Consider the following 14,746-nt stretch of genomic DNA (forward strand, 5'->3'; position numbering starts at 1 on the left):
ATGCGAGTGTGGTGGTTGAGTGCCGGTCTGGCCCTGTATTGCCTGGCCCAGAGCGCGGCGGCGGGAACATTGCTGGTTGTTGGCGATAGTATCAGCGCCGGTTTTGGCCTGGATACCCGCCAGGGGTGGGTCTCTTTGTTGCAGACCCGGCTCAAGGACGAAGGTTTCGACGATCAGGTGGTCAACGCGTCGATCAGTGGCGATACCAGTGCAGGTGGCCAGGCGCGGCTGCCGGCGCTGCTTGCAGCGCACAAGCCGCGCCTGGTGGTGCTGGAGTTGGGGGGCAACGATGGCCTGCGCGGGCAGCCGCCGCAGCAATTGCAACAAAATCTTGCTTCGATGATCGAAAGTGCCCGCCAGGCGGGGGCCAAGGTGCTGCTGCTGGGCATGCGCCTGCCACCCAATTATGGCGTGCGCTATACCACGGCCTTCGCCAACGTCTATGAACAGTTGGCATCGGAAAAACAGGTGGCGCTGGTGCCGTTCTTCCTTGAAGGTGTTGGCGGTGTGCCGGGGATGATGCAGGCCGATGGCATCCATCCGGCACAGGGCGCCCAGCAGCGGTTGTTGGAAAATGCCTGGCCGGCAATAAAACCCTTGCTATGACGCTTTAAACGGGGCCGGCTTTCGGCTAATGTTGCGCCCCCCGTTTCGAGAGCCCCCGATGCCGCGCCCTGCCTGGTCCTTGTTTGCCTATCAACTGATCGAGCCCGATGAGCAGCTCGACCTGTTCGCTTGCCAGGAAATCCGCGTCCACCTCGTGGCCCGTCAGCTCGAACTCGGCGTGCCGGTCGACCGTACCTTGTGCGGTGGCCTGCTGCCTGCGCAACCGCGCTGGTCCGGAGTGCCTCGCAGCATCTACCGTGACGGGCGCCTGTGCGACCTGTGCCGGGCGATTCTCGATGCCCAGCGCCGCGGCATGCGGCCGGTCTGGCCCGAGCTCTGAGGTGCATTTGAGGTGCGCAATTGCGCGCACCTTTCATCAACTGAAACGCTTGTAAGGCGCCAATGCCTCCCGCTTGCAGCGAGGCGGGTGTACAATCGTGCTTCTTGACTACCTTTCGAAGGATTTACCGGATGTTGCCGCGCTTTCCCGCCGTCACCCGTTGCCTGTCCCTGGCCACCCTGCTGGTAGCGGGCCCCGCTGCTGCGCTGGAACTGCCACTGCCACCACCCGGTGAAGACGTCGTTGGCCAGGTCCAGACGATCAAGGCCAAGTACGAAGACACCTTTGCCGACATCGGCACTGCCAACGACCTCGGCTACCTGGAAATGATCGCCGCCAACCCGGGTGTCGACCCGTGGCTGCCGGGCGCCGGCACCGAAATCGTTCTCCCGACCCGCTACATTCTGCCACCGGGGCCACGTGAAGGCATCGTCATTAACCTGGCCGAGTACCGCCTGTACTACTACCCGAAAGGGCAGAACGTGGTGCATACCTTCCCACTGGGCATTGGCCGTGAGGGCTGGGGTTCGCCTGTCGCGATGACCAAGATCACCGCGAAGACGCCGAACCCGACCTGGACGCCTCCCGCCTCGATCCGTGCCGAGCACGCCGCAGACGGTGACATCCTGCCGACCGTTGTGCCTGCCGGCCCCGACAACCCGCTCGGGCCATTCAAGTTCACCCTGGGCGTGCCGGGCTACCTGATCCACGGTTCGAACAAGAAGTTCGGTATCGGCATGCGCACCAGCCATGGTTGCTTCCGCATGCTCAACAACAACGTGCTGGAACTGTCGAAGATGGTCCCGGTGGGGACGCCGGTGCGCATCATCAACGAGCCTTACAAGTTCGGCATCAGTGGCGGCAAGGTTTATCTCGAGGCGCATACGCCGCTGGACGATCACGGCAACCCGTCCGTTGTCGACAAGCACACGGCGGTCATCAATGCCTTGCTCAAGCGTGAAGACCTGGCCAACAACCTGCGCATGAACTGGGATATGGTGCGTGACGTGGTTGCGGCGGAAGACGGTATGCCGGTGGAAATTGCCGTGCCAGTCAATAACCAGGGTGCCGCACCCATGGTTTCGAGCATCCCGCCCGAACTGCAGTAAGCCCTTTTGCTACACCCGGGGCCCGCTCAGGTTAACAGCCTGATGCGGGCCTCTTGGTTTCCGGGGGAGGGCTTTCGTCCAGGCAATAAAAAAGCCGACCCACAAGTGGGTCGGCTCCATAACAATCCGTGAGGACTATTACTTGCGGCTGGCTTTGTCCAGCATACGCAGAGCGCGCTCGTTGGCTTCGTCAGCGGTCTGCTGAGCCTTCTGAGCGGCTGCCAGTGCGTCGTCAGCCTTACGGTAGGCTTCGTCAGCACGTGCTTGAGCGCGAGCTGCTGCGTCTTCAGTCGCAGTCAGACGAGCTTCGGTTTCTTTGGATACGCTGCTGCAACCGGTAGCCAGAACTGCGGCCAGAGCCAGAGCAGAGAATTTCAGAACGTTGTTCATCGTGTTCCCCTTCAAGGACTTTCTATTAAATAGCCATCTCTCGGAAAAGAGAAACTGGCCGGCGTACATAGTACCCATTACTTGTAGTAAGTAAACTGACAGAGCGCAAGAACTGTAAAAAAAATGTTGCTTCAGGTCACGGCGACAAGATTTGCCGGGGTTTTGTGAAAAAACCGTGTAGCGGGGGCAAGCGACTGTGGTATGGGAACTTTTTTGCTGAACTAACGGTGACTTTAACTGTCTGTCAGCGTCTTAAGCACAACAACATCCGGTTGCTGTTGCAGGGCGTGATTGCTGTTGCAGGGTGTGCAAGCTCCCGGCGTGGCTTCCTGCTACTTTTTAACGCTGGCCACCTTGAGCAATCCCGCGTGCGGCGCCTACTATTTGGGAGTGCCCGGCCAGGTCGAACGATTGTTGTCGGCTGATGGTCCAAGGGGGCAAGAGGTGGCGTAGAGGTTCCTCCGCCGGATAAACCACATCGGTTAAGGTAAGGGTCTGCCAGAAAGGCCTGCGAGGAGTAGTGATGAGTGAAGCGCTGACCATCCACCATGACCAGGCCGGTCATCAGTTCGAAACCAATGTGGACGGTCATCGTGCCTACCTGACGTACATGGACCTGGGCAAGCAGACGCTGGACATCTATCGCACTTTCGTACCCAACGCCCTGCGTGGCCGTGGGATCGCAGCAGCGCTGACCGAGAAGGCCCTCGAGTACGCCGACCAGATGGGTTACACGGTGATCCCTTCCTGCTCGTACGTGGAGCGCTACATGGAGCGTCAGCAGCGCCATTCGAGCAAGGCCTGAACGGGCCAAATGCCAGATACGAAAACGCCGGGCAATGCCCGGCGTTTTTCATCGCGCTGAAGCTTAGCCGCGCTTGCGCTGTGGCAGTACATCCTTGAGCTTGGCGTGCATGCTGCGCAGGGTTTTCTCGGTAGCCGACCAGTCGATGCAGGCATCGGTGATCGACACGCCGTACTGCAGTTCGTCGAGGTTTTTCGGAATCGACTGGCAGCCCCAGTTCAGGTGGCTTTCGACCATCAGGCCGATGATCGACTGGTTGCCTTCGAGGATCTGGTTGGCGACGTTCTCCATGACCAGCGGCTGCAGGGCCGGGTCCTTGTTGGAGTTGGCGTGGCTGCAGTCGACCATGATGTTGGCCTTGATTTTGGCCTTGGCCAGGTCCTGTTCGCACAGGGCGACACTGACCGAATCATAGTTTGGCTTGCCGTTGCCGCCACGCAGCACCACGTGGCCATACGGGTTGCCCTTGGTGGTGACGATCGATACGCCGCCTTCCTGGTTGATACCCAGGAAGCGGTGCGGCTTGGACACCGACTGCAGGGCGTTGATGGCCACGGTCAGGCCGCCATCGGTGCCGTTCTTGAAACCGACCGCCGAGGACAGGCCCGAGGCCATCTCGCGGTGGGTCTGCGATTCGGTGGTGCGGGCGCCGATGGCCGACCAGCTGATCAGGTCCTGCAGGTACTGCGGAGAGATCGGGTCGAGTGCTTCGGTAGCGGTCGGCAGGCCCATTTCGGCCAGGTCCAGCAGCAGCTGGCGGCCGATGTGCAGGCCGTCCTGGATCTTGAACGAGTCATCCAGGTAGGGGTCGTTGATCAGGCCTTTCCAGCCAACGGTGGTGCGTGGCTTTTCAAAGTACACCCGCATGACCAGGTACAGCGTGTCGGACACTTCCTCGGCCAGTACCTTGAGGCGCTCGGCGTATTCGTGAGCGGCCTTGATGTCATGGATGGAGCAGGGGCCGACCACCACGAACAGGCGATGGTCCTTGCCGTCGAGGATATTGCGCACCACTTCGCGGCCGGCAGTCACGGTCTGCAGGGCCTTGGCGCTGAGGGGGATTTCCTTCTTGAGCTGATCGGGGGTGATCAAGGTCTCGTTGGAGGCAACGTTAAGGTCGTCGATCGGTAAATCAGCCATCGTGTTACTCGTCAGGTCACGGGTGCCGGCCGCCAGCAATCCCCGTGCGGCCCAGCAGCAATAATGTTCGCAGCGGGGAGCCGAACCTTAGCGCGTTACAGGGGGCGCGACAATGGTATTCGCTACGTGCTGACACACTTGTGTCTGCCCAATGTGGCCCTGATGGGTGTAAAAAAGCGGACCAACTTGTCCAGGAGAATGACATGGCTTCTCGCAACCCGCGTATCGGCATCATCGGCAGCGGCGCTATCGGTGGCTTTTATGGGCTGATGCTGGCGCGCGCCGGTTTCGATGTGCATTTTCTGCTGCGCAGCGAATATGACGTGGTGCGCGAGCAGGGTCTGAAGCTTGAGCATGCCGTGCATGGCGCGTTGCAGATGCCGGTCAATGCCTACGCCAGCGCTGCCGACATGCCACCCTGCGACTGGCTGCTGGTGGGCGCCAAGGCGACCAGCAATGCCGAGCTTGCGCCGCTGATCGTCCAGGCTGCCGCAGCCGATGCCAAGGTAGTGCTGTTGCAGAATGGCCTTGGTGTGGAGGAGCAGTTGAGGGCGGCCTTGCCGGGTAACCTGCATTTACTCGGAGGCCTGTGTTTCATCTGCGTCAATCGCCAGGCCCCAGGGGTGATTCGCCACCAGGCGTTGGGTGCGGTCAACCTCGGCTATCACAGCGGGCCGGCCGAAGATGGCGGTGCGGCGATCGTTGAAGCCGGCGCCGGGTTGTTCCGTGCGGCGGGCATCGACTCCCAGGCCATGGCCAATCTCGGTCAGGCGCGCTGGCAGAAGCTGGTGTGGAACGTGCCCTACAACGGCCTGTCGGTGTTGCTGGGGGCCAGTACCACGCCGCTGATGGCCGATGCCGACAGCCGCGAATTGATCCAGGCGCTGATGGCTGAAGTGGTGCAGGGCGCTGCCGCGTGCGGGCACGAGCTGCCGGCAGGCTATGCCGAGCAGCTGTTCCGTATGACCGAGCAGATGCCTGATTACTGGCCGAGCATGTACCACGACCATGCCCAGCAGCGCCCGCTGGAACTGCAGGCGATCTATGCCGAGCCGATTGCCCGCGCGCAGGCGGCTGGCTGCAGCCTGCCGCGGATGCGCATGTTGTATCAGGCCCTGGCCTTCATCGACCGCAGCAACCGGGCTGGCTGAATCCGCTGCAGGCCGCATCAGCAGTACGCCGGACGGCAAAGCGCGGGTTCGGCGCGCTGCTAAGCTGAAGCTTGCTCTGCCGCAACGGCAGTCGAGGAGGTCGAATGATCCGCTCCATGCTGTACGCCACCGACCTCGGTGTCTACGCACCTTTTGTCATGCAGCACGCCTTGACCCTGGCTCGCGCCTTCAGCGCAGAGCTCTACGTGATTCACGCGGTGGAGCCGATGGGGCAGTTTGCCGAGTCCCTGCTGCAGAGTTACCTCGATGAGCAGACGCTGGATGAATTGCACAGCGAAGGCGTCAACACGGTGATGGCCAATATCGAGCAGCGGGTGCTGGAAAACTTTCGTGACGAATTGGGCGAGGACGCTGACCTGGCGCTGATCAGGGCGGTGCGGGTGCGTCAAGGTGACCCGGCACAGGTCATCCTTGATCAGGCGCAGCGGCTGAGCGTCGACCTGCTGATCTTCGGCAGCCACACTGCCGGTGCCGGGGTGGATGTGCCGATTGGCCGGACGGCAGTGCGCTTGCTGCAACTGTCGCCGGTGCCGGTGTACATGGTGCCGCTCTCGCAGCACCTTGGGCGTAGGAAATTGTGAAGCTGGCGGTAGTCCGGTTCGGAGGCGCGTGTAACAAAATAGTTCTAGTTTTATTTCGAGAACCACTAATATAGTTATATCTCGTCGCTGCCTGCTGCCGCTGACTTACCGCCGATTCGAGGGAAACCTATGAAGCTTCAACAACTGCGCTACATCTGGGAAGTAGCGCACCATGACCTCAACGTCTCCGCGACGGCGCAGAGCCTTTACACCTCGCAGCCGGGGATCAGCAAGCAGATCCGCCTGCTCGAGGACGAACTGGGTGTTGAAGTCTTTGCCCGCAGCGGCAAGCACCTGACCCGCGTGACCCCGGCTGGCGAACGCATCATCAACACCGCTGGCGAGATCCTGCGCAAGGTCGAGAGCATCAAGCAGATCGCCCAGGAATTCTCCAACGAGAAGAAGGGCACGCTGTCCATCGCCACCACCCACACCCAGGCACGTTATGCGCTGCCACCGGTGATCAGCAGCTTCATCAAGCAGTACCCGGAAGTGGCCCTGCACATGCATCAGGGCTCACCGATGCAGATCGCGGAAATGGCGGCCGACGGCACTGTGGATTTCGCCATTGCCACCGAGGCACTGGAGCTGTTCGGCGACCTGATCATGATGCCGTGCTACAAGTGGAACCGTTGCGTGGTCGTACCGCAAGGCCACCCGCTGACCAAGCTGCCAAAGCTGACCCTGGAAGCGGTTGCCGAATACCCGATCGTCACCTACGTGTTCGGTTTCACCGGCCGTTCGAAGCTGGACGAAGCCTTCAACCACCGAGGCCTGACGCCGAAAGTGGTGTTCACCGCCGCTGACGCCGACGTGATCAAGACTTATGTGCGCCTGGGGCTGGGCGTGGGCATCGTGGCCAAGATGGCGGTCGACACCAAGCTCGACAGCGACCTGGTGGCCCTGGATGCCAGCGAGCTGTTCGAAGCCAGCATCACCAAGATCGGCTTCCGTCGTGGCACCTTCCTGCGCGGCTTCATGTGCGACTTCATCGAGAAGTTCGCGCCGCACCTGACCCGTGAAGTGATGGCCAAGGCCATCCAGTGCCACAACAAGCAGGAACTCGAAGAGCTGTTCGAAGGCGTCGAGCTGCCGGTGCACTGAGTACGGCAGAAATGAAAAAACCGGCCCTCGGGCCGGTTTTTCTTTGCCTGCGAATCAGGCCTTGCTGATCAGGTTGCCGGCATGCAGCCCGCATTCCTTCTGGGTCGACTCTTCCCACCACCAGCGGCCTTCGCGCTCGTGCTGGTTCGGCAGCACCGGGCGCGTGCAAGGCTCGCAACCGATGCTGATGAAGCCGCGCTCATGCAGGCTGTTGTACGGCAGTTCGAGCATGCGGATGTAACCCCACACTTCTTCGCTGCTCATCTGCGCCAGCGGGTTGAACTTGTACAGGGTGCGATCGGGCGTGGAGAACGCGCCGTCGACTTCCAGCGCTGCCACCTGGCTGCGGGTGCCCGGGCTCTGGTCGCGGCGTTGGCCGGTGGCCCAGGCGCTGACGGTGGCGAGCTTGCGCCGCAGCGGTTCGATCTTGCGGATGCCGCAGCATTCGCCGTGGCCATCCTTGTAGAAGCTGAACAGGCCTTTTTCCTTGACGAACGGGTCGAGCTTGGCGCGATCCGGGCTGAGGATTTCGATCGGCAGGTTGTAATGCTCGCGCACCTGGTCGATGAAACGGTAGGTCTCCGGGTGCAGGCGGCCGGTGTCGAGGCTGAACACCTTGACCTGCTTGTTCAGCTTCCAGGCCATGTCGACCAGCACCACATCCTCAGCGCCGCTGAAGGAAATCCACAGGTCATCGCCAAAATGCTCGAAGGCAAGCTTCAGGATGTCCTGCGGGGACTTGTTGGCATAGGTCGCGGCCAGGGCGGCGACGTCGAAGGGTTGGCTCATCAGGCGGTTTCCATCTTGGCTGTGGCGCTGTGCGCTCGTAATGGTGAGATGGTAACAAAAAATGGCGGGGCAGACGCCTGGTGATCAGCCTCAAAGACGCTGCAGCGTTTCCATCAGCACCCGCACCTTGGCAATCGACTCCTCGTATTCGGCCTGCCAGTTAGAGTCGGCCACGACCGCGCCGCCGCCCCAGCAACTGACCTGGCCATCCTTGACCAGCAGGCTGCGGATGGCAATGGAGCTGTCCATCTCGCCCCGCACATCCACGTACAGCAGCGAGCCGCAGTACAGCGCGCGGCGGGTGGGCTCCAGCTCGTCGATGATCTGCATGGCGCGGATCTTCGGCGCGCCGGTGATCGAGCCGCCAGGGAAGCTGTCGCCGATCAGGTCCAGGGCGTCCTTGTCGCGGGCCAGCTGGCCGGTGACGCTGCTGACCAGATGGTGGACGTTGGGGTAGCTCTCCAGGCTGAACAGCTCCGGCACCTTCACCGAGCCGATTTCGCAGGTGCGCCCCAGGTCGTTGCGCAGCAGGTCGACGATCATCAGGTTTTCCGAGCGGTCCTTGGCGCTGTGGCGCAGCTCTTCGGCATTGCGAGCATCCTCGGCGGGGTCGGCCGAGCGCGGGCGGGTGCCCTTGATCGGGCGGGTTTCCACCTGGCCTTGGCTGACGCGGATGAAGCGCTCCGGGGAGAAGCTCAGCAGTGCGCTGCCGTCGGCCAGTTGCTGGTAGCCGGAGAACGGTGTCGGGCAGGCTTTGCGCAGGGCCTGGTAGGCGTGCCACGGGTCACCCAGGCAGGGCGCGCGGAAGCGTTGGGTGAGGTTGATCTGGTAGCAGTCGCCGGCCTGGATGTAGCGCTGCACCTGGTCGAAAGCGGCCTTGTACTGTTCCGGCTGCAGGTCGCCTTGCATTGGCGCGAGCAGCTGGAAATCGCCGCACGCCGAAGTGTCGACAGTCTCGAACAGCGCCGTCAGGCGAGCCTGCTCTTCAAGCGCCAGGCGCGGGTGGAACACCAGTTGGCTGGTGCCAAGCTGGTGGTCGCTCACCATTGCCCAGGCGTACAGGCCCAGCTGCGCATCGGGCAGCCCCAGGTCATCGCTCGACAGGCTGGGCAGCTGTTCCAGGCGGCGACCGAAGTCGTAGCTCAGGTAGCCGATCAGGCCGCCAGCGAAGGGCAGCTCGATGCCGCTGGGTAGCTGTGCTTCACCCAGTTGCGCCAGGCTGGCACGCAGGCGTTCGAGGAAGGCGCGGCCATCCTCGTCGGGCTGGGCCTGCAGGTGTTGCACGGGCCAGGCACTGAGCAGGTCGAAGCGGCCGCGTTCGGCACCGGGGCGGGCACTGTCGAGCAGGATCGCGCCGGGGGCCTGGCGCAGGCGGGCGAAATAGGCAGCGGGGTCGGGCTGGTAGGGCAGGGGTTGGAGCGTACAGGTCGGCATCAGTGTGGACGGCGATGTAAAAGCGAGGAGGGCGATTGTAGACCTGTGTAGGAAAAGCGCCTAGCTTTGGGGCGACATTAAACATCCTGTTGGGCCCGCAAAGCGGGCCCTTGGGGCTTAGCGCGGATGCACGTGCCCGAACAGGTTCTGGGTCACCCGCACACGCTGTTCGGCGTCTTCGGTGATCCCTTCTTTGGCCAGCGCTTCGATGTGCGCCTCGATGGCATGGGTACGCTGGGTCAGCCCGGTGTCGTTGGCGATCTGGATGTTCAGGCCGGGGCGGGCGTTGAGTTCGAGAATCAGTGGCCCCTTGTCCTGGTCCAGCACCATGTCCACGCCGATGTAGCCCAGCCCGCACAGCTCGTAGCAGCCGGCGGCCAGCTTCATGAAGCCGTCCCAGTTCGGCAGCTGTACGCCGTCCACCGCGTTGGTGGTGTCCGGGTGCTTGCTGATGATGTTGTTCAGCCAGGTGCCGCGCAGGGTCACACCGGTGGCCAGGTCCACACCCACGCCGATGGCGCCCTGGTGCAGGTTGGCCTTGCCGCCGGACTGGCGGGTCGGCAGGCGCAGCATGGCCATCACCGGGTAGCCCATCAGCACGATGATGCGGATGTCCGGCACGCCCTCGTAGCTGATGCTCTTGAAGATCTGGTCCGGGGTCACCCGGTACTCGATCAGTGCACGATCACGGTGGCCGCCGAGCGAGTACAGGCCAGTGAGGATGCTCGACACCTGATGCTCGATTTCCTCGTGGCTGATGATCTTGCCCGACACCGTGCGGTAGCGGTCCTCGAAACGGTCGGCGATCACCAGGATGCCGTCACCGCCAGCGCCCTGCGCCGGCTTGATGACGAAGTCGTTGCGCCCGCCGATGATCTCGTGAAGCTTTTCGATCTGCTTTTCGGTCTCGATGATGCCGTACATCTCCGGCACATGGATGCCGGCTGCGAGCGCACGCTCCTTGGTGATGATCTTGTCGTCGACGATCGGGTACAAGTGGCGCTTGTTGTACTTCAGCACGTAGTCCGCGTTGCGCCGGTTGATCCCCATGATGCCCCGGGCCTCCAGGGCTTTCCAGGTCTTGATCAGGCCAAACATCAGGCGTCAGCCTTCTTCAGGAATGCCTTGAAACGCACGAGCTCGGTCAGGCGGTAGCCGCGGTAGCGGCCCATCGCGAGCATGAAGCCCACCAGGATCAACAGCACGGCCGGGAAGGTGAAGACGAAGTACACCAGCTCCGGCACCATCATCAGCAGGTGCGCCAGGGAGGCGGCGAACAGGGTGCCGATCGCCACTTTCATGGCATGGCCACCGCCGCGCTCTTCCCAGGTGATCGACAGGCGTTCGATGGTCATGGTCAGGATCACCATCGGGAACAGCGCCACCGACAGGCCGCGCTCCAGGCCCAGCTTGTGGCTGAACAGGCTGATGGCGGCAATCAACACCACGACGAAGGTCAGCACCACCGACAGGCGCGGCAGCATCTGCAGCTTCAGGTGTTCCAGGTACGAACGTAGCGACAGGCCCAGCGCGGTGATCACCGTGAACAGCACGATGCCAAAGCCCAGCTGAGTCTCGCGGAAGGCCAGGGCGATCAGCACCGGGGTGAAGGTGCCCAGGGTCTGGATGCCGATCAGGTTGCGCAGGATCAGGATCACCAGCACGCCGATCGGGATCATCACCATGATCATGAAGGTCTGCTGGGTCTGCAGTGGCAAGCCGTACAGCGAGTATTCGAGGAAGTCGGCGTCGGTGTTCTCGTCGGTCAGCTTGGCCAGGCGGATGGCGTTCATCTCGCTGTTGTTCATGCTGAAGGTGACGTTGGCTTTCTTGCCGCCATCGACGGTGATCAGGTTGTCGTCACCGGTCCACCACAGCAGGCGGTCGGCCGGCAGGCCCTGCTCGCCGGTGTCCGGGTTGAAGTACAGCCAGTCGTTGCCGTTGAAGCTGCGCAGCCACAGTTCCGGGGTTTGCGGCGTATCGGCAACCAGCCGGATGGTGTGGACCTTTTCCATCGGCACATGGGCGATCGACAGCAGCAGGTCGATGACCTGGGCCTTCTTCATCGGCGAGGTGTCACCGGCCAGCAGCAGCTTGACGTTGTCGTCGTTGAGGTTGTTGACCCGCTTGATGGTCTCGCTGACAAAGGTTTCGACGTCGGCCGAGTGCTGGCGGATCGGTGCCATCAGGGCTTCGGCGGCGATTTTCTCCGGGCCGTCGATGGCCAGGCTGTCACGGAAGGTCGGGCCCTTGATGGCGGATTTTTCGTTGCTGTAGCGCTTGGTCAGCACCAGGCGGTAGTAGAGGGTCTGGTTGCCGCTGACACGGCGTGCCGACCAGGTCACCTTGCGGTTGCCGTCGGCGCGGTTGACGCTCACCCCGTAGTTGTTGGAGATGAAGCTCTCGTTGAGGCTGACATAGTCGCGGTTCAGCGGCGGCACGAACATCTGGATCTTGACCGGGTCCTTGGAGCTGGCGACGAACTCGACCTTGGCGTCGATGTTCCACAGGTCGTCGGTCTCGTCTTCGGTCACCGGGATGCCGAGCACGAAGATCTGATAGGCCGTGACCGCCACGCCGAGCAACACCAGCACGGTGATCAGGACTTTCAGATGGAGGGTAAGAGAGCGCATCGGGGTTACTCTGCTTTGGTAGCGTCGGTGGCACAGGCAGGTTTGCCGGCCGCGTATTTAAGGCTTGGGTCGACCAGCGCGTCGAAGTGCTTGAGCGCCTCGGAGCCGATCAGCAGCGGGAACTGGAAGGCGCTGCGGTCGGTGAGGTTGACTTCGATGGTGCGTCGGGCCTGGCCCATGCAGATTTCAAGTTCGATGACCGGGCGGGCGGTGTAGGCCTTGCCGGATTCCGCATCATAGTCGCCGGCGCGGCGCTTGATCTTGCTCACGCGCGCCAGGGGGCGTTCGATGGGGTGCGAATGGGCGGCGTCGATGGCCAGGTAGAAGCGCACCCAACTTTCGCCGTTGCGCTTGAAACGCTTGATGTCGCGGGCACTGAGCGACGCGGTCTTGGCCCCGGTGTCGAGCTTGGCGGCCACTTCCAGGTCGAGGTCGCCGAGCCGGGCGTATTCGTTCAGACCGTACACGGTCTTGCCCGCCGCCTGGCCAACGGCCGGCAGCAAGGTGAGGCATAACAGCAATAATACGGGTGTAAGTCTCATAATCCTGGCGCGGTGCTGAGCTGTGCAGGGTTCGGGGCAAAGGTGACTGGCAACGACTGCGCAAGCTTCCTCGTTCATCTGTCAACAACATGAATTGATGACAAATACACTATCGGTACTCCATTGGAGGCGCGGCATTCTATCACGCCGACGTCTTGACGCCAGCGTGCCGCGATCTGACAACGCCATCACTGGGTAAGTTCGTTCTTAGACGATTGTCGACAATATTGATTTTGTCTTTGACTGTGCGCCTCTGATTCGCTAGTTTCTGCTCAAGCGAAAAGCAAGGTGTCGACAATATGCTGGACCTCACCACCCCAAGCCCTGCCGAGACAGACGAAACGGAAACCTTGTCCGAGAATGTCTTCCGGCGCATCCAGGCGGCGATCGTCAAGGGTGACATTGCCCCGGGCAGCAAGATCTCCGAGCCGGAGCTGGCGCGTACCTATGGCATCAGCCGTGGCCCGCTGCGCGAGGCCATCCATCGGCTGGAGGGTCAGCGCCTGCTGGTGCGCGTGCCGCATGTCGGCGCACGGGTGGTGTCGCTCAACCACGCCGAGCTGATCGAACTGTACGAAATCCGCGAATCGCTGGAAGGCATGGCCTGCCGCCTGGCGGCCGAGCGCATGAGCCAGGCCGACATCGACGAGCTGCGGCGGGTGCTTGATACCCATGAGCGCGATGCCGCGTTCCAGGCTGGGCTGGGCTATTACCAGCAGGAAGGCGACTACGACTTCCATTACCGGATCATCCAGGGCAGCGGTAACCAGACGCTGGTCAAGATGCTCTGCGGCGAGCTGTATCAACTGGTGCGCATGTACCGCATCCAGTTTTCCGCCACGCCCAACCGGCCGCGCCAGGCCTTTGCCGAACACCACCGCATTCTCGATGCCATCGAAGGCCGTGACGGCGAACTGGCCGAACTCCTGATGCGCCGCCACATCGGCGCATCCAAGCGCAACATCGAGCGTCACTATCTGGACGCCAACAACAACAGCCCACGAGGTGAGAAATGACTGTGAAGAGCACCCCCGGTCAGCGTTTCCGCGACGCCGTTGCCGCCGAACACCCCCTGCAAGTGGTCGGCGCGATCAACGCCAACCATGCACTGCTGGCCAAGCGTGCCGGTTTCAAGGCCATCTACCTGTCCGGTGGCGGCGTTGCTGCCGGCTCCCTGGGCCTGCCTGACCTGGGCATCAGTGGCCTGGACGACGTGCTGACCGATGTGCGCCGCATCACCGATGTCTGCGACGTGCCCTTGCTGGTGGATGTCGACACCGGTTTCGGCTCCTCGGCCTTCAACGTTGCCCGCACCGTGCGCTCGATGTGCAAGTTCGGTGCTGCGGCCATCCACATCGAGGACCAGGTCGGTGCCAAGCGCTGCGGCCACCGCCCGAACAAGGAAATCGTCACCCAGCAGGAGATGGTCGACCGTATCAAGGCGGCGGTGGATGCCCGCACCGATGACAGCTTCGTGATCATGGCGCGCACCGACGCCCTGGCGGTGGAAGGCCTGAACGCTGCCCTGGACCGTGCTGCCGCCTGCGTCGAGGCTGGCGCCGACATGATCTTCCCGGAAGCCATCACCGAACTGTCGATGTACAAGACCTTCGCTGATCGGGTGAAAGCGCCGATCCTGGCCAACATCACCGAATTCGGCGCCACGCCGCTGTACACCACCGAAGAGCTGGCCTCGGTCGATGTATCGCTGGTGCTGTACCCGCTGTCGGCGTTCCGCGCCATGAACAAGGCGGCGGAGAACGTCTATACCGCACTGCGCCGCGACGGCACGCAGAAGAACGTGATCGACACCATGCAGACCCGCATGGAGCTCTACGATGCCATTGGTTACCACGCCTTCGAGCAGAGCCTCGACGCGCTGTTCGCGCAGAAGAAAGGTTGAGCCCAGCGCTCCCGAATCAGCCTGATCGCTTCCTATAACAAGTTCAAGAAAGGAGAAACACCATGGCCGAAGCAAAAGTACTCAGTGGCGCTGGCCTGCGCGGCCAGGTGGCCGGCCAGACCGCACTGTCGACCGTGGGCCAGGCCGGTGCCGGCCTGACCTACCGTGGCTACGACGTCCGTGACCTGGCCGCCGGTG

Annotated in this window: 16 protein-coding genes and 1 pseudogene; 10 read left to right on the top strand and 7 right to left on the bottom strand. The window is 62.3% G+C overall.

All coding sequences use genetic code 11. The features are described 5' to 3' along the window. From F6X59_RS11560 to F6X59_RS11570, 3 genes are all read left to right on the top strand, one after another. Positions 1-606: an arylesterase gene (locus tag F6X59_RS11560; RefSeq protein WP_152956363.1), complete on the top strand. Its 606-nt coding sequence runs from the start codon at positions 1-3 to the stop codon at positions 604-606. A 58-nt stretch (positions 607-664) separates the two neighbouring features. Next, positions 665-946, top strand: a complete 282-nt coding sequence (locus F6X59_RS11565) for a hypothetical protein (protein ID WP_027919636.1) — start codon at positions 665-667, stop codon at positions 944-946. Positions 947-1,077: 131 nt separating this feature from the next. After that, positions 1,078-2,055 carry a L,D-transpeptidase family protein gene (locus tag F6X59_RS11570; RefSeq protein WP_152956364.1) on the top strand — a complete coding sequence of 326 codons (978 nt, stop codon included), beginning with the start codon at positions 1,078-1,080 and terminating at the stop codon, positions 2,053-2,055. A gap of 138 nt (positions 2,056-2,193) precedes the next feature. Here the strand turns inward: F6X59_RS11570 and oprI are convergent, their stop codons facing one another. After that, positions 2,194-2,445 carry an outer membrane lipoprotei OprI gene (gene oprI, locus F6X59_RS11575; protein ID WP_003259780.1) on the bottom strand — a complete coding sequence of 84 codons (252 nt, stop codon included), beginning with the start codon at positions 2,443-2,445 and terminating at the stop codon, positions 2,194-2,196. A gap of 523 nt (positions 2,446-2,968) precedes the next feature. Here oprI and F6X59_RS11580 point away from each other — a divergent pair. Then, positions 2,969-3,250, top strand: coding sequence for a GNAT family N-acetyltransferase (locus F6X59_RS11580; RefSeq protein ID WP_008095521.1), 282 nt, complete (start codon positions 2,969-2,971; stop codon positions 3,248-3,250). Between the two features lie 63 nt (positions 3,251-3,313). On the opposite strand, the gene F6X59_RS11585 is transcribed toward F6X59_RS11580, so the two are convergent. Beyond that, entirely contained in the window at positions 3,314-4,390 is a 1,077-nt protein-coding gene (locus tag F6X59_RS11585) for a 3-deoxy-7-phosphoheptulonate synthase (protein ID WP_085674649.1), read from the bottom strand. Between the two features lie 203 nt (positions 4,391-4,593). On the opposite strand from F6X59_RS11585, the gene F6X59_RS11590 reads away from it, so the two are divergent. From F6X59_RS11590 to cysB, 3 genes are all read left to right on the top strand, one after another. Then, positions 4,594-5,541, top strand: coding sequence for a putative 2-dehydropantoate 2-reductase (locus F6X59_RS11590; RefSeq protein WP_152956365.1), 948 nt, complete (start codon positions 4,594-4,596; stop codon positions 5,539-5,541). Between the two features lie 104 nt (positions 5,542-5,645). Then, complete coding sequence (locus tag F6X59_RS11595; protein WP_152956366.1) at positions 5,646-6,143, top strand: universal stress protein; 498 nt, start codon at positions 5,646-5,648, stop codon at positions 6,141-6,143. Positions 6,144-6,272: 129 nt separating this feature from the next. Further along, a complete protein-coding gene (cysB, locus tag F6X59_RS11600) occupies positions 6,273-7,247 on the top strand; it encodes an HTH-type transcriptional regulator CysB (protein ID WP_027593928.1) in 975 nt (324 codons plus the stop codon). Between the two features lie 54 nt (positions 7,248-7,301). On the opposite strand, the gene F6X59_RS11605 is transcribed toward cysB, so the two are convergent. From F6X59_RS11605 to F6X59_RS11625, 5 genes are all read right to left on the bottom strand, one after another. Continuing rightward, positions 7,302-8,036: a phosphoadenylyl-sulfate reductase gene (locus F6X59_RS11605; protein ID WP_152956367.1), complete on the bottom strand. Its 735-nt coding sequence runs from the start codon at positions 8,034-8,036 to the stop codon at positions 7,302-7,304. Between the two features lie 90 nt (positions 8,037-8,126). Further along, positions 8,127-9,470 carry an aminodeoxychorismate synthase component I gene (gene pabB, locus F6X59_RS11610; RefSeq protein WP_152956368.1) on the bottom strand — a complete coding sequence of 448 codons (1,344 nt, stop codon included), beginning with the start codon at positions 9,468-9,470 and terminating at the stop codon, positions 8,127-8,129. A 117-nt stretch (positions 9,471-9,587) separates the two neighbouring features. After that, positions 9,588-10,568: an alpha-L-glutamate ligase-like protein gene (locus F6X59_RS11615; protein ID WP_152956369.1), complete on the bottom strand. Its 981-nt coding sequence runs from the start codon at positions 10,566-10,568 to the stop codon at positions 9,588-9,590. Next, positions 10,568-12,103 carry an inactive transglutaminase family protein gene (locus tag F6X59_RS11620; protein WP_027919646.1) on the bottom strand — a complete coding sequence of 512 codons (1,536 nt, stop codon included), beginning with the start codon at positions 12,101-12,103 and terminating at the stop codon, positions 10,568-10,570. The genes F6X59_RS11615 and F6X59_RS11620 overlap by 1 nt, the downstream gene beginning before the upstream one ends. 5 nt (positions 12,104-12,108) lie before the next feature. Further along, a complete protein-coding gene (locus F6X59_RS11625) occupies positions 12,109-12,645 on the bottom strand; it encodes an ATP-dependent zinc protease (protein ID WP_152956370.1) in 537 nt (178 codons plus the stop codon). Between the two features lie 299 nt (positions 12,646-12,944). On the opposite strand from F6X59_RS11625, the gene F6X59_RS11630 reads away from it, so the two are divergent. The 3 genes and pseudogenes from F6X59_RS11630 to F6X59_RS11640 form a co-directional block, all read left to right on the top strand. Next, positions 12,945-13,661, top strand: a complete 717-nt coding sequence (locus F6X59_RS11630) for a GntR family transcriptional regulator (RefSeq protein WP_152956371.1) — start codon at positions 12,945-12,947, stop codon at positions 13,659-13,661. Continuing rightward, the gene (gene prpB, locus F6X59_RS11635) at positions 13,658-14,548 is read left to right on the top strand and encodes a methylisocitrate lyase (RefSeq protein WP_152956372.1); all 891 of its coding nucleotides are present in this window, start codon (positions 13,658-13,660) and stop codon (positions 14,546-14,548) included. The genes F6X59_RS11630 and prpB overlap by 4 nt, the downstream gene beginning before the upstream one ends. Before the next feature lie 62 nt (positions 14,549-14,610). Then, positions 14,611-14,746 (top strand): annotated as a pseudogene (locus tag F6X59_RS11640) (2-methylcitrate synthase); the annotation flags it as partial.

The sequence above is a fragment of the Pseudomonas sp. MN1F genome, from assembly GCF_009391885.1.
GTDB lineage: Bacteria > Pseudomonadota > Gammaproteobacteria > Pseudomonadales > Pseudomonadaceae > Aquipseudomonas.

What these genes read in the sequence shown, in the direction of transcription:
- F6X59_RS11560 (WP_152956363.1), top strand. Translation starts at nt 1, where the DNA reads ATGCGAGTGTGGTGGTTGAGTGCCGGTCTGGCCCTGTATTGCCTGGCC.
- F6X59_RS11565 (WP_027919636.1), top strand. Translation starts at nt 665, where the DNA reads ATGCCGCGCCCTGCCTGGTCCTTGTTTGCCTATCAACTGATCGAGCCC.
- F6X59_RS11570 (WP_152956364.1), top strand. Translation starts at nt 1,078, where the DNA reads ATGTTGCCGCGCTTTCCCGCCGTCACCCGTTGCCTGTCCCTGGCCACC.
- oprI (WP_003259780.1), bottom strand. Translation starts at nt 2,445, where the DNA reads ATGAACAACGTTCTGAAATTCTCTGCTCTGGCTCTGGCCGCAGTTCTG.
- F6X59_RS11580 (WP_008095521.1), top strand. Translation starts at nt 2,969, where the DNA reads ATGAGTGAAGCGCTGACCATCCACCATGACCAGGCCGGTCATCAGTTC.
- F6X59_RS11585 (WP_085674649.1), bottom strand. Translation starts at nt 4,390, where the DNA reads ATGGCTGATTTACCGATCGACGACCTTAACGTTGCCTCCAACGAGACC.
- F6X59_RS11590 (WP_152956365.1), top strand. Translation starts at nt 4,594, where the DNA reads ATGGCTTCTCGCAACCCGCGTATCGGCATCATCGGCAGCGGCGCTATC.
- F6X59_RS11595 (WP_152956366.1), top strand. Translation starts at nt 5,646, where the DNA reads ATGATCCGCTCCATGCTGTACGCCACCGACCTCGGTGTCTACGCACCT.
- cysB (WP_027593928.1), top strand. Translation starts at nt 6,273, where the DNA reads ATGAAGCTTCAACAACTGCGCTACATCTGGGAAGTAGCGCACCATGAC.
- F6X59_RS11605 (WP_152956367.1), bottom strand. Translation starts at nt 8,036, where the DNA reads ATGAGCCAACCCTTCGACGTCGCCGCCCTGGCCGCGACCTATGCCAAC.
- pabB (WP_152956368.1), bottom strand. Translation starts at nt 9,470, where the DNA reads ATGCCGACCTGTACGCTCCAACCCCTGCCCTACCAGCCCGACCCCGCT.
- F6X59_RS11615 (WP_152956369.1), bottom strand. Translation starts at nt 10,568, where the DNA reads ATGTTTGGCCTGATCAAGACCTGGAAAGCCCTGGAGGCCCGGGGCATC.
- F6X59_RS11620 (WP_027919646.1), bottom strand. Translation starts at nt 12,103, where the DNA reads ATGCGCTCTCTTACCCTCCATCTGAAAGTCCTGATCACCGTGCTGGTG.
- F6X59_RS11625 (WP_152956370.1), bottom strand. Translation starts at nt 12,645, where the DNA reads ATGAGACTTACACCCGTATTATTGCTGTTATGCCTCACCTTGCTGCCG.
- F6X59_RS11630 (WP_152956371.1), top strand. Translation starts at nt 12,945, where the DNA reads ATGCTGGACCTCACCACCCCAAGCCCTGCCGAGACAGACGAAACGGAA.
- prpB (WP_152956372.1), top strand. Translation starts at nt 13,658, where the DNA reads ATGACTGTGAAGAGCACCCCCGGTCAGCGTTTCCGCGACGCCGTTGCC.